Origin of the sequence: Luteibacter aegosomatissinici (assembly GCF_023078495.1) — a bacterium.
Classification (GTDB): domain Bacteria; phylum Pseudomonadota; class Gammaproteobacteria; order Xanthomonadales; family Rhodanobacteraceae; genus Luteibacter; species Luteibacter aegosomatissinici.
This window is the reverse complement of the sequence record NZ_CP095742.1, coordinates 3,640,428-3,654,092: the sequence shown is the minus strand read 5'-3', so window position 1 is coordinate 3,654,092 and position 13,665 is coordinate 3,640,428. Positions and strand designations below refer to the sequence as shown.

Genomic DNA, 13,665 nt, shown 5'->3' with positions numbered 1-13,665 from the left:
GCGCGCGATGGCTCTTATCTCATTCCCGCAGCAACGCCATCGGCGACGTCCGCAACACGCGGCGGGTACCAAACAAGCCGATCAACATCACCACGAACGCAGCGATGGCCGCGGCACAGAACAGTGGCCACAACGGTGGTACGAAGTCCTGCAGGCGGAACACCGCCTTCCCGAGCCAGAATCCGGCGCCCGCGGCGCCTAGCCCGGCCGTAAGCCCCGCTACCAGGCCCAGGAGTGCAAACTCGCAGGCCGCGGCGGCACGTAGCTGTGCCCGTGTGGCACCCAGTGTGCGCAGGAGCGCCGCTTCTTTTCGGCGCTCCTGCGCGCTTGCGGCCAGGGCGGCAGTGAGCACCAGCGCACCGGCGAGCAGGCTGAAACCGAGCACCCAGCGCACGGCACCGCCCACGCGATCGACGATCTCGCGAACGCGATCGAGCAGCGCATCCACGTCGATCAGGCTGAGGTTGCCGTAGTCCCGCGACAGCTTCGACAGGTCATCGCCGTGGCCGCGCGGCAGGTAGAAGCTGGTGAGCCACGTATGCGGAATAGCCCCGGCATGCGCGGGGTCGATCATCAGGAAGAAGTTCACCCTGAATGAGGTCCAGTCCACCTTGCGCACGCTGGTGAGCTTCGCATCGAGCGTGCCTTCACCCACTTCGAAGCGAAGCGTGTCGCCGAGCTTCAGGTGGAAACGATCGCGCCACGAGGTATCCACGGATACCTCGGCCTGGGCGGGGGACGCGCCAGGCCAGGTGCCGGCGACCACGTCATTGGACGGTGGGAGATCGGCCGACCACGAAAGGCGCAACTGGCGGTCGGCAGCATCACGCGCCTCGTCGTTTTCCAGGAAGGGCAGCTTGTCCACCGGCGTGCCGTTGATCGCGGTGAGCTTGCCCACGGCCAGCGGCATCATGTTCGTTTTCGTTGCACCGATGTGCTGTAGCTGCTGGGCAAACGCATCGCGCTGGTCGTCCTGCAGGTTCAATACAAACCAGTTCGGTGTATCGGCAGGCAACTCACGGCGCCAGCCTTCCAGCAGCGAGGGCGCGATGACGGCAAGCAGTAGCAGCGCGCACAAGCCGAGCGACAGGGCGGTGGCCTGGACCAGCGACAGGCCGCGACGGCGCGCGAGGGCGGCGAGGCCCAGGCGCAGCGCAGGATGGGCGCCCGGCGCGACGCGGCGGGCGACGACGAGCAGCAACGCCGCCAGCAGCGCGGCGACGGCGGCGACGCCGCCCAGGCTGGCCGCAAGGATCCCCGCAAGTTTCGCGGAATCACTTTGCAGCCAGAGCAACCCGATCGCGGTGGCCAGCGGTACGAGGTAGAGCACATCGAACCGGCGCAGGCGGCGCTGCATGGATTCGCGGAACACCGCCACCGGCGGTACTTCGGCCAGCCGCACCAACGGGGGCAGGGCGAAGCCGGCCAGCACGGCAAGGCCCATGGCCGCCGCGGCAAAGGCAGGGCCCAGAGGCAATGTCGTGGGGATGTTGTCGAACAACTGGCGCGCGAAATACCACGCGCCTTCGGTAAGACCCAGTGCGATTACTACGCCTAGCGTGGCGGCAGGCAGCGCTAGGGCCGCAAGCGTCATCACCAGCAGCGATGCCACCTTGCGCCGGGGCGTGCCCAGGGCGCGGAGTAGCGCTACTTCGCCCGATTTGCGCCGCGCATAGCGCGCCGATGCCAGCGCGATCGCCACGCCTGAGAGCAGTGCTGAAAGCAGGGCAGTAAGGCGCAGGAACGCGCTCGCGCGATCAAATGCGCTGCGCATGCGCTCCTGCATCTTCTCGGGTGTAATCAGATCGGCACCGGCGGGCAGCGCGCCTTCTTCGACGTTCGTGCGCCAGCGCGCCACGGCGGCAGGGGTGCCCGACACGAGCAGGCGATGACGTGCGCGGCTGCCTACGCCGAGCAGGCCAGCCGCATTGGCATCATCGAGGTTCATGACAGCACGCGGTGCGAGGGCGAACAGTTCGCCGCCATCGGGCTGGCGCACCAGCTCCGCGGAAGCGACCAGGTCCTGACCGCCAATCTGTACGCGCTGTCCTGGCGTAATACCCAGGCTCACCATGGCGCGGTGGTCGAGATACACCTCGCCACGCGCCGGGCCGTGCGCCACATGGGTGCGGCCATCCGCGCCGCTCACTTCCAGCGTGCCACGCAACGGGTAGGCTGCATCGCTGGCGAGCACATCGAGCAGCTGGCTGTGCTCGCCGACGAAGGCGACGCTGCGGAATTGGGCGCCGCGCGTCATCGCCAACCCATCGGCACGCGCGGATGCCGCCATGGCATCGGGCAACGGTGCGGGCGCGGATACGCCAACATCGCCGCCGATCAGCTCGGCGGCACTGGCCAGGATGCCGCGTTCGATGCGGGTGGAGAGGGTGGCCACCACACCGAGCGCGACGACGGCCAACACCAGCGATGCCGCCAGTGTGCGCAACTCCACCAGGTGCCATTCACGACGCAGCGTGCGCAGGGCAAGCCGGGTCACGTTCATGCGGGCACCCCAAGACGCCCTTCGCGCAGTTCGGCCTGCCGGGCACAGCGCGCGGCCAGGCGTGGGTCGTGGGTCACCAGGATAAGCGTGGTCTGGTGCTGCTGGTTCATGTCGAACAGCAGATCGCCGACGTGCTCGCCGGTGTGCTGGTCGAGGTTACCGGTGGGCTCATCGGCGAAAAGGATACGCGGGCGGTGAACGAAGGCACGGGCCAGTGCGACGCGCTGCTGTTCGCCGCCGGAAAGCTGGGCCGGGTAATGGCGCCGGCGCGCTGCCAGGCCCACGGCATCGAGCGCGCCATGCGCGCGGTCTCGGGCGTTGTCGTCCCCCTCCAGTTCCAGCGGCAGCATGACGTTCTCTTCCGCGGTGAGGGCGGGAAGCAGGTGGAACGACTGGAAAACGAAGCCGACCAGGCGACGGCGGACGGCGGCACGGGCTTCTTCATCCATGCGATCCAGCGCCTGGCCATCCAGGCGGATAGTGCCCGCCGTAGGGACATCCAGGCCCGCCAGCAGGCCCAGCAGGGTGGTCTTGCCCGAGCCGGAGGCCCCGACGATGGCGAAACTTTCGCCAGCGGCCACCGCCAGGTTTACGCCGGAGAGAATGTCCAGCTGACCCTCCGGGCCGAAAACCGACTTGCTAACATCGGCCACTTCTAGAAGAACCCGGGAAGAATCGCTCATGCGTCGTAGCCTTGTCCTGTTGTTGCTTATGGTTTGCTGCGCCGTGGCCCACGCGGCGGGCGCGCCGCGGAAGGTGCTGGTGCTCGGGGACTCGTTATCGGCGGCGCACAACATACCGGTGGAAGCCGGCTGGGTGCGTTTGCTGGACGCGCGCACTTCGAACATGGCGACGCCGTGGACAATGGTCAATGCCAGTATCAGTGGGGAAACCTCGCTGAGTGGCCGTAACCGCCTGCCAGGGTTATTGAGCCGGGAGAAGCCGGGCGTGGTGGTGATCGAACTGGGCGCGAACGATGGCCTGCAGGGGCTGCCGCTGGGCAAGCTGGCCGAGAACCTGGATGCGATGATCACCGCCGCCAGGGGTGCGGGAGCCAAGGTTTTGCTGCTCGGGATCGAACTGCCGGTGAACTACGGCCCGCAATATCGCGACGGGCTGCGCAAGGTCTACACGGATGCCGCAGCGAAGCATGGCGCCGCCCTGGTGCCGTTCCTGCTCGATGGCGTGGCGCTGGACCCGGCGCTCATGCAGGACGATGGCCTGCACCCCACGGAGAAGGGTGAGCCGCGCGTGGCTGACAATGTATGGAAAGCGCTTGCACCGATGCTCATGTAATCCACGAAACGTCGACGTTCGCCTACCCAGAATGAATGCTTGTTTTCGGTCTTCACGCTGTTCTCACCGGTCCGGCCGTTAACTCTTCACATTTGTGAATCACCGAAAGGAGAGTGGAGCGATGAGCAACCGCGACGAACAAGCTGGCCTGATCCTCCTTGTCGAGGACAACCGTCAGATCGCCGAAATGGTGGGCGAATTCCTTGAACGCCGGGGCTACTCCGTCGACTACGCGGCCGACGGCGTCAGTGGCCTGCACCTTGCGGTCTCCAATAGTTACGACGTGATCGTGCTCGACCTGATGCTCCCGGGCATGGACGGCCTGGATGTGTGCCGCAAGCTGCGCAAGGACGGGAAGAAGTCCACCCCGGTACTCATGCTCACGGCACGCGATACCCTGGAAGACAAGCTGGTGGGCCTGGAAGCAGGCGCCGACGATTACCTCGTCAAGCCGTTCGAAGTACGCGAGCTCGAGGCTCGCCTGCGCGCCCTGATCCGTCGCGATCGCCGCCAGGTGTCGTCTGAGGTGCTCACGGTGGGCGACATGACCCTGGATACGGCGACGCTTCGCCTCACCCGTGGTGGCCAGGAACTTACGGTTTCTCCGATCGGCCTGAAGCTGCTGGCCATCCTCATGCGCGAATCGCCGCGTGTGGTGAGCCGCCGCGATATTGAACGCGAGATCTGGGGCGATACGCTGCCCGATTCGGACACCCTGCGTTCGCACCTCTACAACCTGCGCCGCGTGATCGACAAGCCGTTCGATCGCCCGCTGCTGCATACCATCCACTCGGCGGGCTATCGCCTTGCCGACCTCGATTCCGAGGTCGCCGCCTCCCAGACGGCCTGACGGAAGGTGAGGGGCCGGAAGTAATCGATGGAAGGCAGGACATCGCAGGGGGCAGGGCGGGGCTGGCGCGGATCATTCCGCGCCCGCATCGCCATTGTCTTCGGGTTACAGATGCTCGTGGTGGTCATCGCTTCGTTGATGGCCGCCTATAACGTCGCGCCCCTGGGTGCGGCGTTGGCGATCATGCTCTGTTCGGGCGCATTGGCATGGCTGGCCGTGTCACGGGCGTGGCTGCCCATCGCCGCGCTCGCGCGCTTGCTCAACGGGTGGGATCCCGATCACCCCGATATGGAAGGGCTGGCCGCGGAAGAGGGTAAGGGCAAGGGCAAGGATGGTGATGTCGCGTCGCTGGTTCGTGGCCTGCATGGGCTTGCTTCGCGCATCGAGGGTTATGGCGAACGCGAGCGCAACTTCACCCGCGATGCCAGCCATGAACTGCGTAGCCCGCTCACCGTCATCAAGATGTCCTCCGACATGCTGGCGGACGAGACGGATCTGTCCGAGTTTGGTCACCGATCGCTCGAACGCATCCGCCGATCGACGCGTGAGCTCGAATCGTTGGTGGAAGCCTTCCTTATCTTGTCGCGTGAATCCGACCAGGGCCTTGCCGAAGAAGATTTCATCGTCAACAAGGTGCTGCGCCAGGAAGTGGACTACGCGCGCGAACTGATCGCGGGCAGGCCCGTGGAGCTGATACTCGACGAGCCGGCGGCGTTCGCGTTGCACGCCTCGCCACGGGTGTTTGCCGTGCTGTGTGGCCAGCTCATCCGCCACGCACTGCAGCAGACCGACCAGGGAACCATCGTGGTCACCGTGATGCCCGGTAGCGTCAGCGTCATCAACCCGGCGGTCGACATGCCCGACCCGGAGACCCGTAGGCATGCGTCTGTCGACAGGCATGGCTTTGATCTCGCCATTGCACGACGTCTGTCGGACAGGTTCCAGTGGCCGCTGGAGTTGCGCGCCCTGCCAGGCGCCTCGCGCGTCGCCAGCGTTCGCTTCCCAAATCCGCAGCCCATCGAGGCTTAAACCTTCGAAATGTAGGAGTTGGGGCATCGGTGAAGCAGCTACGGTGTCAGGGTTTCGATTGATGTAGCAGGGTAGCGATACGCTCGGGCGTGAGTGCGCCGCTGTACGCCTGGCGTGATCCGTCAGCGTGTACGACCAGCGTACGTGGTGTTTCGCCACCCCAGCTTGGGTCGATCAGGAAGTTCAAGCGGTCCGGTGTGGCATCGGCGTATGCCCGTGCGGGCACATCATCGAGCTTCGCATGCTTCAGCCGCGCTTCCAGCGCCTCGCCCTGGCGTACCGGGTCCGTGGCGACGTAGATGAGATCGACATCCGGGTGCTGGCGCTGGTATGCACGCAGTGCCGCCAGGTTCTCTTCGCAGTACGCACAGTCGAGCGACCAAAGCGCGACCACCTTGCTGCCTTTCGCTGGCACCGCGACGAGCGCCGGGACTCCCTTCGCATCCAGTGCCTGTGGTGTAGCGGCAACGACAGGCGCGGCAGGAACCACGCTGCCGAGGACCAGCGCACCAAGCAGCAGCCCCCGCTTCACTGCAACGCCTCCGTGGGCACCAGCCGGAACTGTCCGCCCGGGTTCCATGCAACGAACGCGCGATGATCGTGCAGCACGAGCTTGGGCCATCCCGAGGGGCCGGCGGTATTCGCAATGGCGCGCGGCTCGCTGAACGTGGCACCGCCATCGTTCGATTCGCGCAGCATCAAGGCCAGTCCGTCGGCCGACATCTGGTGCCACGCGATCCACACATGCTTGCCATCCACGGCGAGGTCGGCATGCGAAGCGCCGTTGCCCGCCACGGTGAACGCATGCACCGGCGGCTTGCCTGGCTGCAGCTGGCCGTAGGTGATCTCGGGTTTCCCACCGGCGGCGCTGAACCACACGGCGTGACGCGTGCCGGTGCTATCGATCGCCAGCGAAGGCCCATGGTGGGGGCAGCCTTCGATATGCCATTGCGTGAACGTGGCCCGCGCGACAGCAGGCTTGCTACCCACCGGTAACGTGGCAAAGGCGTGGTCGCGGATGTTGTCGCCGTAAATGGCGCGGAAGAAGGCATCGATGCTGCCATCCGGCGCGCGCGCGAGCGCGATGCGGCAGCACTCACAGCTCTGGTCGGTGATCTTCTGTTCCGGCGCGAAGCTCGCGCCACGGTCAGTGGACCAACTGTAATACGTCGCTGCACCCAGGTAGGGCTTATGTGCCTTCGTGGCCGCCTCGAGATCGCGCTTGTCGATCCAGGCAACAATGAGGTTGCCCTTGCCGTCCACCGCCAGCGAATCGAAGCGGTGGGTAATCTCCGCCTTGTCGGTGTGTACGGTCTTGGGCGGATCGAAGTGCGCACCGTTGTCGAGCGAGCGCGAGAAGCGCACGAATCCGGTCCATGGCGCCTTGCGCGGCTGCGACCACGTTACGTACAGCTCACCCTTCGAGCCCAGCGCAATCTTCGGACGATTTTCGCCTTCGGCGTAGATCGGCTCGCCGGTGGGGTTCACGATGGTGGAGAGGGCGAATTCGCGACCCATGTCATCCGAGCGACGTACCCGGACATGCTCGCCTACGGTATCGACCACCCACAGGTGGCCCGCATTGTCGATGGTCGCATCGAAGCCGAGCGGGGCTTCGTTGGCCATCGCGGCCATGTCGTGGGCGTGGGCGGCGGGGGTTAGCGCCAGGGCCAGGAGCATCGCGCGCATGGCGTTCATCAGATCTCGTCCGGCCGCTCGCGCACGGGATGCTTGCTCAACTTGCGCTGGAGCGTGCGCCGATGCATACCGAGGCGACGAGCCGTCTCGGAGATATTGCCTTCGCACTCGGTCAGCACACGCTGGATGTGCTCCCATTCCAACCGCCGCAGCGGCAGCGGGGCGTCCGGCGCATCGACCAGGTCATCGCCTTCCGCGGGGCCTGCATCGCCATCGAGCAGCGCACGGACCACGGCATCGGCGTCGACCGGCTTGGCGAGGTAATCGTGGGCACCCCGCTTGATCGCCTCCACCGCGGTGGCGATCGATGCATAGCCGGTGAGCAGCAGCACGCGGATATCCGGCACCAGCGATTGCAGTTCCGGAATCAGGCGCAGGCCGTTCTCGTCGCCGAGCTTCAGGTCGAGCACGCAGTAGCGTGGCTGGTGGCGGCGGGTGAGCGCGCGCGCATCGTCGGCGTTATCGGTGGTGATGACCTCGAACCCGCGCGAGCTAAGTGCGCGGCCAAGCACGCGCGCGAAGGTGGGGTCGTCATCGACGATGAGCAGGGGGCGGCCGCCGGGCGGGATGAGTTCATTCATGTGTGGTCTCCAATGACCGAAAGGGGCAGGCGCAGGCGCATCTGCGCGCCATGCCCGGTATTGCTTGCAGCCAGCTCGCCATCCAGGCGTTCGGCGGTTGCTTCCGCCAGGGCAAGGCCGATGCCCAGGCCCGTCGCCTTTTGCGACAGGCCTAGCGTACCCAGTTCATCCACTTCATCGAACCCCGGGCCCTCGTCGGTGACGGTCAGGACCAGCCAGGGCCCCTCGACGCGGATATCGAAGCCGACGAAGGCGCTACCGTTGAGCGAGGAAGCATCCACGGCATTGTTGAGCAGGTTGATGAGCGCGTGGCGCAGTCCCGCCGGTGAGCGCAGCGCGAGGCGTTCGGCACCTGGTTCCACGCTCAGGGCTACATCGGCCTCGGGGCGCAGCAACTGGAAGCGCTCCATGCACACATGGATGAATTGCCCGACGGAGAGCCGCTCGGGTTCCTGTGAAAGCTGGGCCTGGCCGAAGGCCACCATCTCGCGCAGGATCGTACGGCAGCGCTCCACCTGGCCCTCGAGCAGATCAAGGTCATCGCCCAGCGCATTGTCACCGGCATGCTCGCGGCGGATCTCGGGCAGCAGGGTACGCATGGTGGAGAGCGGGGTGTTCAACTCATGCGCGGCACCCGCGGCCTGGGTGGCGATCGCGAGGATGCCCTCGTCGCGCAGCGCGCGCTCGCGCACACGGTTCACTTCATCCTGCTGGATGCGGATGGCCTTGGCCAGGTTGCTGATGAACACGCCAAGCAAGATCGCCATGATGACGAAGTTCACGCCCAGGCCGGCTACGTACAGGTCGAAATCGAGGCTCTTGTTGCCCAGCGTGGGCAGCGGCAGGTGGTAAGGCACCAGCAGCACATAGGCCACGCCCGTCAGGATCGACACCAGCGCGACGCCCACGATGGAGAGCGCGGCGGCGGAGAGCGCGATGGGCACCAACAGCAGCGTCACGAAAGGATTGGAGGCGCCACCTGTGAAATAGAGCAGGTACCCCAATACCAGCGTATCGAAGGCGATGTGCACGATCGCCTCGCCCTCGCTGATCTTCCAGGGCATGCCCAGGCGGAACGAAGCAGCAGCGGCGAACACTGCCAGCACGCACACGCCGATCATCAGCGGCAGTAGCGGCACATCGAGCTTGAGCAAGGTGACGCAGGAAAGGATGGCGACGCTCTGGCCGGCGATGGCGCACAAGCGCAGCCAGGCGAGCGTACGTGCCAGGACGAACGGACCGGAGCGGGAGGAGGGGCTGTGTAAGTGGTCGCTCATGGTCTCTTAAAGCGAAGGGCCGCCCCGGGTGGGACGGCCCTTGCGGCGTTACAGGTCTTCGTTATGAACCGGCGGCACCGGCGGGACATCGGCCAGTGCGTGATCAAGCGATAGCTTGCGCATCAGCGGCAGCATGAGCACGGCAAGCACCGTGCAGCCGACGCCGACGAAGCCAAGCTTGTTGAACAGGCTGGTATAGATCGGCAGCGACTGCAGCGGATCGTTGATGTCGCTGGGGATCGCGGCATAGTTCGCGACCACGCTGCCCAGGTACTGGGAGACGCCCACGGCCACGTAGTACGCGCCCATCATGAAACCGCCCATGCGTGCCGGCACGTAGCGGGCGATCATGGCCAGGCCCAGGCCGCTCACCAGGATCTCGCCCAGCGAATAGAGGCCGTAGCCCCACACCATGTACCAGGAGGAGATTTTGCCGTCCACGGCGGTATGCGCACCCAGGCCGTACATGAAGAAGCCCGCGGCCACGGCGACGAAACCCAGGGCGAACTTGGCGGCGACAGGGAAATCCTTACCGTGCTTGCCCAGCGTGTTGTACATCCAGACAAGGATCGGCGAGAGGATCACGATCCAGATAGCGTTGAGCGACTGGAACTGCTCGGGGATCCAGCGGAAGATCTCAAAGCCGAAAATGCCGAACGAGAGATCGACGTTACGCTGGGCGAACAGATTCAGCGAGGTCGACATCTGCTGGTAGAAGATGAAGAAGAAGATCGTCTGGATCGTGAGCACCAGCGCAGCGATCAGGCCGGCACGCTCGCCTGGCTCCACCGAGCGGATGAGGTGGGCAAAGATGAACAGGATCAGCACGCCAGCGGCGTAAACGCACATCTTGGCGACGGTCTGGTTCTGCAGGATGAGAGCCGAAACACCAATGATGAGGAGGCCACCGACGACCACGCCGAGGATGTTCTTCATGGGGGGACGGGTTTCGTCCGGCGTCGAGCCGATGTGCGCCAGGGTGTGGCGCATGAAGAAGTAGTTGACCAGGCCAAGAACCAGGCCGATCGAACACACGCCGAACGCGGTGTGCCAGCCCAGCGCATCACCGTAGTGCTCGCCTACGTAGTCACGGATCCACGGGGTGAGCAGCATCGAGATGGTCGAGCCGACGTTCACCGCCATGTAGTAGATGGTGAATGCGCTATCGATCTTGACCGCATCACCTTCGTAGATCTTGCGCACGAGGTTGCCGGCATTCGGCTTGAACAGGCCGTTGCCTAGGACGATGACGCCCAGGGCGAGATAAAGGAAGATCGCGTTGTCGGTAGGCACCCACAGCAGGGCATAACCGATCATCAGCACGACGGCACCGCTCAGCATCGTGCGGCGCGTACCGAGGAATTTATCGCCGATCCAGCCGCCGATGGCGGGCGTGGCGTAGATCAGCGCCGCAGCGGCGCCCCACACCAGGTTGGAGTCGGCTTCGGGGAAGCCAAGCTTCTTGACCATGTAGGTGACCATCAGCACCTGCATGCCGTAGAAGCCGAAGCGCTCCCACATTTCGATAAGGAAGACCGTGCTGAACGACTTGGTCTGTGAAACAGGCGGATTCTGGATTGCCATTTAAATTCCGGACACATTGGAAACAGCGAACGGCCACGAATGGCCGCTCCCGTTGCCATGACCCTGAACGGGGCCACAACCGGTCAAGCGTAATACAAATGGTCCGCCGGGTTGTGTTGCAGCGCCAGAGGGGCGCGGCGATACGCCACAAGGGTCCGGGGGCCGTAAGCTCGTGCGAAGGCCGCCTGTGGCATCATAGGGGGCCAACCCGAACCCTCCGGCCGCCCAGTCCCATGCCGCAGCGCACCTACAACCTCACCGCCCGGGCCACCCGTCCGGCCGCCCTGCGGCAGGCCTGATCCCATGGCATCGAACGTCCGTCGCGGCCCCCGCGAGATTTATGCGGCTTTCCAATGGTCCATGAAGGGCCTGAAAGCCTGCTACCAGTACGAAGCCTCGTTCCGCGCAGAGCTTTCGCTGGCCATCGTCGTCATCCCCCTGGGGCTGTGGCTGGGTCAGGGTGGGGTCGAAAAGATCATCCTCATCACCTTCCCGGTGCTGGTGCTGGCCGCCGAGCTGCTGAATTCCGCGATCGAGGCGATCGTGGACAAGGTCAGCCCCGAGTTCCATGAACTGGCCGGCCGCGCCAAGGATATGGGCTCCGCCGCGGTGTTCCTGCTCATGCTCATGGTCGGCATCAGCTGGGCGTTGATCCTGATTCCCCGGTATTTCTGAAGCCTTAGGGGGCTCTCCGCGCCCTCCTGGGTACCGGCCGAGTGCTGGCACGGCCCTACATCGAATGGGCCAATCCGTTCGGCGGCGCTTTGGGGTAAGTTGTGCTCCGCACACCCAAGGAACCCGCCGCCATGAAGACACTCCTCCGTACCTTTGCTCTCGTCGTGTTCGCCGGCATCCTGTCCGGCTGTGGTTACAACTCGATCCAGCGCGAGGACGAGGCCGTCAAGGCTGCCTGGTCCGAGGTGCTCAACCAGTACCAGCGCCGCGCCGATCTCGTGCCCAACCTGGTCAACACGGTCAAGGGCTACGCCCAGCACGAAGAACGTGTGCTCACCGAGGTGACCAACGCTCGCGCCAAGGTCGGCCAGGTGCAGCTCTCGCCCGAGCAGGCCAACGATCCGGAAGCCCTCGCCAAGTTCCAGGCCGCCCAGGGCCAGCTCTCCGGCGCACTGTCGCGCCTGCTGGTTGTTAGCGAGAACTATCCCCAGCTGAAGGCGGATGGCTCCTTCCGCGACCTGCAGGCCCAGCTCGAGGGCACGGAGAACCGCATCACCGTCGCCCGCAAGCGCTACGTCGATGCCGTGCAGTCGTACAACACGCTGATCCGTTCGTTCCCGAACAACCTCACGGCCAAGGTCATGGGTTATCAGGTGAAGCCGAACTTCAGCGTTGAGAACGAGAAGGCCATCTCCACCGCGCCCACGGTCGATTTCAATAGCACCCCGGCACCGGCGGCCTCGGCCGCGCACTGATGCGCCGGATCGCGGCACGGCTGCTGCTCGCCATTGCGTTGCTGGTGCCGCCGTTGGCGGCACTGGCCGATGATGCGGCGGCCGTTCCCAAGCTCACCCGGCATGTCACCGACCTGACGGGCACGCTCACCGCCGAACAGGTCAACCAGCTCGATGCCCGACTGGTGGACCTGGAGAAGACCAAGGGCGCCCAGGTGGTGGTGCTGATGGTGCCCACCACGCAGCCCGACGACCTCGAGAGCTATTCGCTCAACGTGGCCGAGACCAACAAGGTGGGGCGCAAGGGCACTGATGATGGCGTGCTGTTGCTTCTGGCGAAGAACGATCGGCGCGTGCGTATCGAGGTGGGTTACGGGCTGGAAGGTGCACTGCCCGATGCCATCGCCTCCCGAATCATCCGGGAATACATGGCGCCCAAGCTGCGCGCCAACGATTACTACGGCGGCATCACCGAGGCCCTGAACGCGATCACCCAGATCGTCCAGGGCGAAGCGTTGCCGCCCCCGGTCAACCCCGACGAAAGCCACGAGCGCCGCGGCAATGGGGGCGGGCATTTCCTGATTCCGCTGCTGTTCGGCGTGCTGTTCCTGCGCGGTGTGCTCGGTCGTGCGCCGCTCGGCGTGCGTGCCCCCATCGGCGGCCTCATCGCCGGCGGCCTCGGCTGGCTGCTGCTCAACTCCCTGTTCTTCGGCGTACTCGGCCTGGTCGGCGGCGCGCTGCTCATGGCCATCCCCATGGGCGCGGGCCGTTCCATCGGCGGCGGTGGCTGGGGCGGCTGGGGTGGTTTCGGCGGCGGTGGCGGTTTTGGTGGTGGCGGGTTTGGCGGTGGTGGCGGTGGCGGCTTCAGTGGCGGCGGTGGCAGTTTTGGCGGCGGCGGTTCGTCGGGGAGCTGGTGATGGATATGCAACGCATCGCTGCGAACCTGTTCGGCGCCTGGTTCCAGATCGGGAAGCAGTTCCCGAAGTACGCCCTTGACGCCATCGCGGCTAGCGTGGCCGCAGGCGAAACCACCCACCGAGGGGAATTACGCGTGGCGGTGGAATCACGTCTGCCGTTCGCCGCGGTCACCGATGGCGTGACCGCACGCGATCGCGCCGCGGAGCTTTTCGCCCACCTGCGCGTATGGGATACCGAAGATAACTGTGGCGTGCTGCTTTACGTGCTGCTGGCCGAGCACCGCATCGAGATCGTCGCCGACCGCGGTATTGCGCGGAAGGTGGCTGCCGCCGAGTGGGAGGCGATCACGGCGCACATGCGTGATGAGTTCGCCAAGGGGCATTTCCGCGAGGCGGTGCTCACCGGCGTGAACGAGGCGGGCGCGCTGCTTGCGCGGCATTTCCCGGCCGATGGCACGCCGCGTACCAACGAACTGCCTGATCAGCCGCTGTTGCTCTGACGTCAGCTGGCGGTGCAGAAG

General features: G+C 65.4%; 14 protein-coding genes. 7 read left to right on the top strand and 7 right to left on the bottom strand.

The window, feature by feature from the left end:
* Positions 1–19: 19 nt before the first annotated feature.
* Complete coding sequence (locus tag L2Y97_RS16425; protein ID WP_247428688.1) at positions 20–2,503, bottom strand: ABC transporter permease; 2,484 nt, start codon at positions 2,501–2,503, stop codon at positions 20–22.
* Positions 2,500–3,186: an ABC transporter ATP-binding protein gene (locus L2Y97_RS16420; RefSeq protein WP_247428686.1), complete on the bottom strand. Its 687-nt coding sequence runs from the start codon at positions 3,184–3,186 to the stop codon at positions 2,500–2,502. The genes L2Y97_RS16425 and L2Y97_RS16420 overlap by 4 nt, the downstream gene beginning before the upstream one ends.
* Here L2Y97_RS16420 and L2Y97_RS16415 point away from each other — a divergent pair.
* The 3 genes from L2Y97_RS16415 to L2Y97_RS16405 all read left to right on the top strand — a co-directional run bounded on the left by L2Y97_RS16415 (position 3,185) and on the right by L2Y97_RS16405 (position 5,678).
* Complete coding sequence (locus tag L2Y97_RS16415; RefSeq protein WP_283248283.1) at positions 3,185–3,799, top strand: arylesterase; 615 nt, start codon at positions 3,185–3,187, stop codon at positions 3,797–3,799. The two genes, L2Y97_RS16420 and L2Y97_RS16415, sit on opposite strands and share 2 nt — an antisense overlap.
* 121 nt (positions 3,800–3,920) lie before the next feature.
* Complete coding sequence (locus L2Y97_RS16410; RefSeq protein WP_045831332.1) at positions 3,921–4,649, top strand: response regulator transcription factor; 729 nt, start codon at positions 3,921–3,923, stop codon at positions 4,647–4,649.
* A 27-nt stretch (positions 4,650–4,676) separates the two neighbouring features.
* Complete coding sequence (locus tag L2Y97_RS16405; protein WP_247428684.1) at positions 4,677–5,678, top strand: sensor histidine kinase; 1,002 nt, start codon at positions 4,677–4,679, stop codon at positions 5,676–5,678.
* Between the two features lie 46 nt (positions 5,679–5,724).
* On the opposite strand, the gene L2Y97_RS16400 is transcribed toward L2Y97_RS16405, so the two are convergent.
* Genes L2Y97_RS16400 through L2Y97_RS16380 form a run of 5 tightly spaced genes read right to left on the bottom strand, consistent with a single transcriptional unit; the run spans position 5,725 to position 10,818 of the window.
* On the bottom strand, positions 5,725–6,210 hold the full coding sequence (locus tag L2Y97_RS16400) for a TlpA family protein disulfide reductase (RefSeq protein WP_247428682.1): 486 nt from the start codon (positions 6,208–6,210) through the stop codon (positions 5,725–5,727).
* On the bottom strand, positions 6,207–7,376 hold the full coding sequence (locus L2Y97_RS16395) for a sialidase family protein (protein WP_247428680.1): 1,170 nt from the start codon (positions 7,374–7,376) through the stop codon (positions 6,207–6,209). The genes L2Y97_RS16400 and L2Y97_RS16395 overlap by 4 nt, the downstream gene beginning before the upstream one ends.
* On the bottom strand, positions 7,376–7,957 hold the full coding sequence (locus L2Y97_RS16390) for a response regulator transcription factor (RefSeq protein WP_247428678.1): 582 nt from the start codon (positions 7,955–7,957) through the stop codon (positions 7,376–7,378). The genes L2Y97_RS16395 and L2Y97_RS16390 overlap by 1 nt, the downstream gene beginning before the upstream one ends.
* Positions 7,954–9,234: an ATP-binding protein gene (locus L2Y97_RS16385; protein WP_247428675.1), complete on the bottom strand. Its 1,281-nt coding sequence runs from the start codon at positions 9,232–9,234 to the stop codon at positions 7,954–7,956. Before L2Y97_RS16385 ends, L2Y97_RS16390 begins: the two co-directional genes overlap by 4 nt.
* Before the next feature lie 48 nt (positions 9,235–9,282).
* A complete protein-coding gene (locus L2Y97_RS16380; RefSeq protein WP_247428674.1) occupies positions 9,283–10,818 on the bottom strand; it encodes a peptide MFS transporter in 1,536 nt (511 codons plus the stop codon).
* Between the two features lie 303 nt (positions 10,819–11,121).
* On the opposite strand from L2Y97_RS16380, the gene L2Y97_RS16375 reads away from it, so the two are divergent.
* From L2Y97_RS16375 to L2Y97_RS16360, 4 genes are all read left to right on the top strand, one after another.
* Positions 11,122–11,493, top strand: a complete 372-nt coding sequence (locus tag L2Y97_RS16375) for a diacylglycerol kinase (RefSeq protein WP_247428672.1) — start codon at positions 11,122–11,124, stop codon at positions 11,491–11,493.
* Between the two features lie 131 nt (positions 11,494–11,624).
* The gene (locus L2Y97_RS16370) at positions 11,625–12,248 is read left to right on the top strand and encodes a LemA family protein (RefSeq protein ID WP_247428670.1); all 624 of its coding nucleotides are present in this window, start codon (positions 11,625–11,627) and stop codon (positions 12,246–12,248) included.
* Complete coding sequence (locus L2Y97_RS16365; protein ID WP_247428667.1) at positions 12,248–13,144, top strand: TPM domain-containing protein; 897 nt, start codon at positions 12,248–12,250, stop codon at positions 13,142–13,144. The genes L2Y97_RS16370 and L2Y97_RS16365 overlap by 1 nt, the downstream gene beginning before the upstream one ends.
* Complete coding sequence (locus L2Y97_RS16360) at positions 13,144–13,644, top strand: TPM domain-containing protein (protein WP_343218374.1); 501 nt, start codon at positions 13,144–13,146, stop codon at positions 13,642–13,644. The genes L2Y97_RS16365 and L2Y97_RS16360 overlap by 1 nt, the downstream gene beginning before the upstream one ends.
* The last annotated feature ends 21 nt before the right edge of the window (positions 13,645–13,665 follow it).

Coding starts and splice junctions, on each gene's coding strand:
- L2Y97_RS16370 (WP_247428670.1), top strand. CDS start 11,625: ATGAAGACACTCCTCCGTACCTTTGCTCTCGTCGTGTTCGCCGGCATC.
- L2Y97_RS16395 (WP_247428680.1), bottom strand. CDS start 7,376: ATGAACGCCATGCGCGCGATGCTCCTGGCCCTGGCGCTAACCCCCGCC.
- L2Y97_RS16415 (WP_283248283.1), top strand. CDS start 3,185: ATGCGTCGTAGCCTTGTCCTGTTGTTGCTTATGGTTTGCTGCGCCGTG.
- L2Y97_RS16405 (WP_247428684.1), top strand. CDS start 4,677: ATGGAAGGCAGGACATCGCAGGGGGCAGGGCGGGGCTGGCGCGGATCA.
- L2Y97_RS16420 (WP_247428686.1), bottom strand. CDS start 3,186: ATGAGCGATTCTTCCCGGGTTCTTCTAGAAGTGGCCGATGTTAGCAAG.
- L2Y97_RS16425 (WP_247428688.1), bottom strand. CDS start 2,503: ATGAACGTGACCCGGCTTGCCCTGCGCACGCTGCGTCGTGAATGGCAC.
- L2Y97_RS16410 (WP_045831332.1), top strand. CDS start 3,921: ATGAGCAACCGCGACGAACAAGCTGGCCTGATCCTCCTTGTCGAGGAC.
- L2Y97_RS16360 (WP_343218374.1), top strand. CDS start 13,144: ATGGATATGCAACGCATCGCTGCGAACCTGTTCGGCGCCTGGTTCCAG.
- L2Y97_RS16390 (WP_247428678.1), bottom strand. CDS start 7,957: ATGAATGAACTCATCCCGCCCGGCGGCCGCCCCCTGCTCATCGTCGAT.
- L2Y97_RS16365 (WP_247428667.1), top strand. CDS start 12,248: ATGCGCCGGATCGCGGCACGGCTGCTGCTCGCCATTGCGTTGCTGGTG.
- L2Y97_RS16385 (WP_247428675.1), bottom strand. CDS start 9,234: ATGAGCGACCACTTACACAGCCCCTCCTCCCGCTCCGGTCCGTTCGTC.
- L2Y97_RS16375 (WP_247428672.1), top strand. CDS start 11,122: ATGGCATCGAACGTCCGTCGCGGCCCCCGCGAGATTTATGCGGCTTTC.
- L2Y97_RS16380 (WP_247428674.1), bottom strand. CDS start 10,818: ATGGCAATCCAGAATCCGCCTGTTTCACAGACCAAGTCGTTCAGCACG.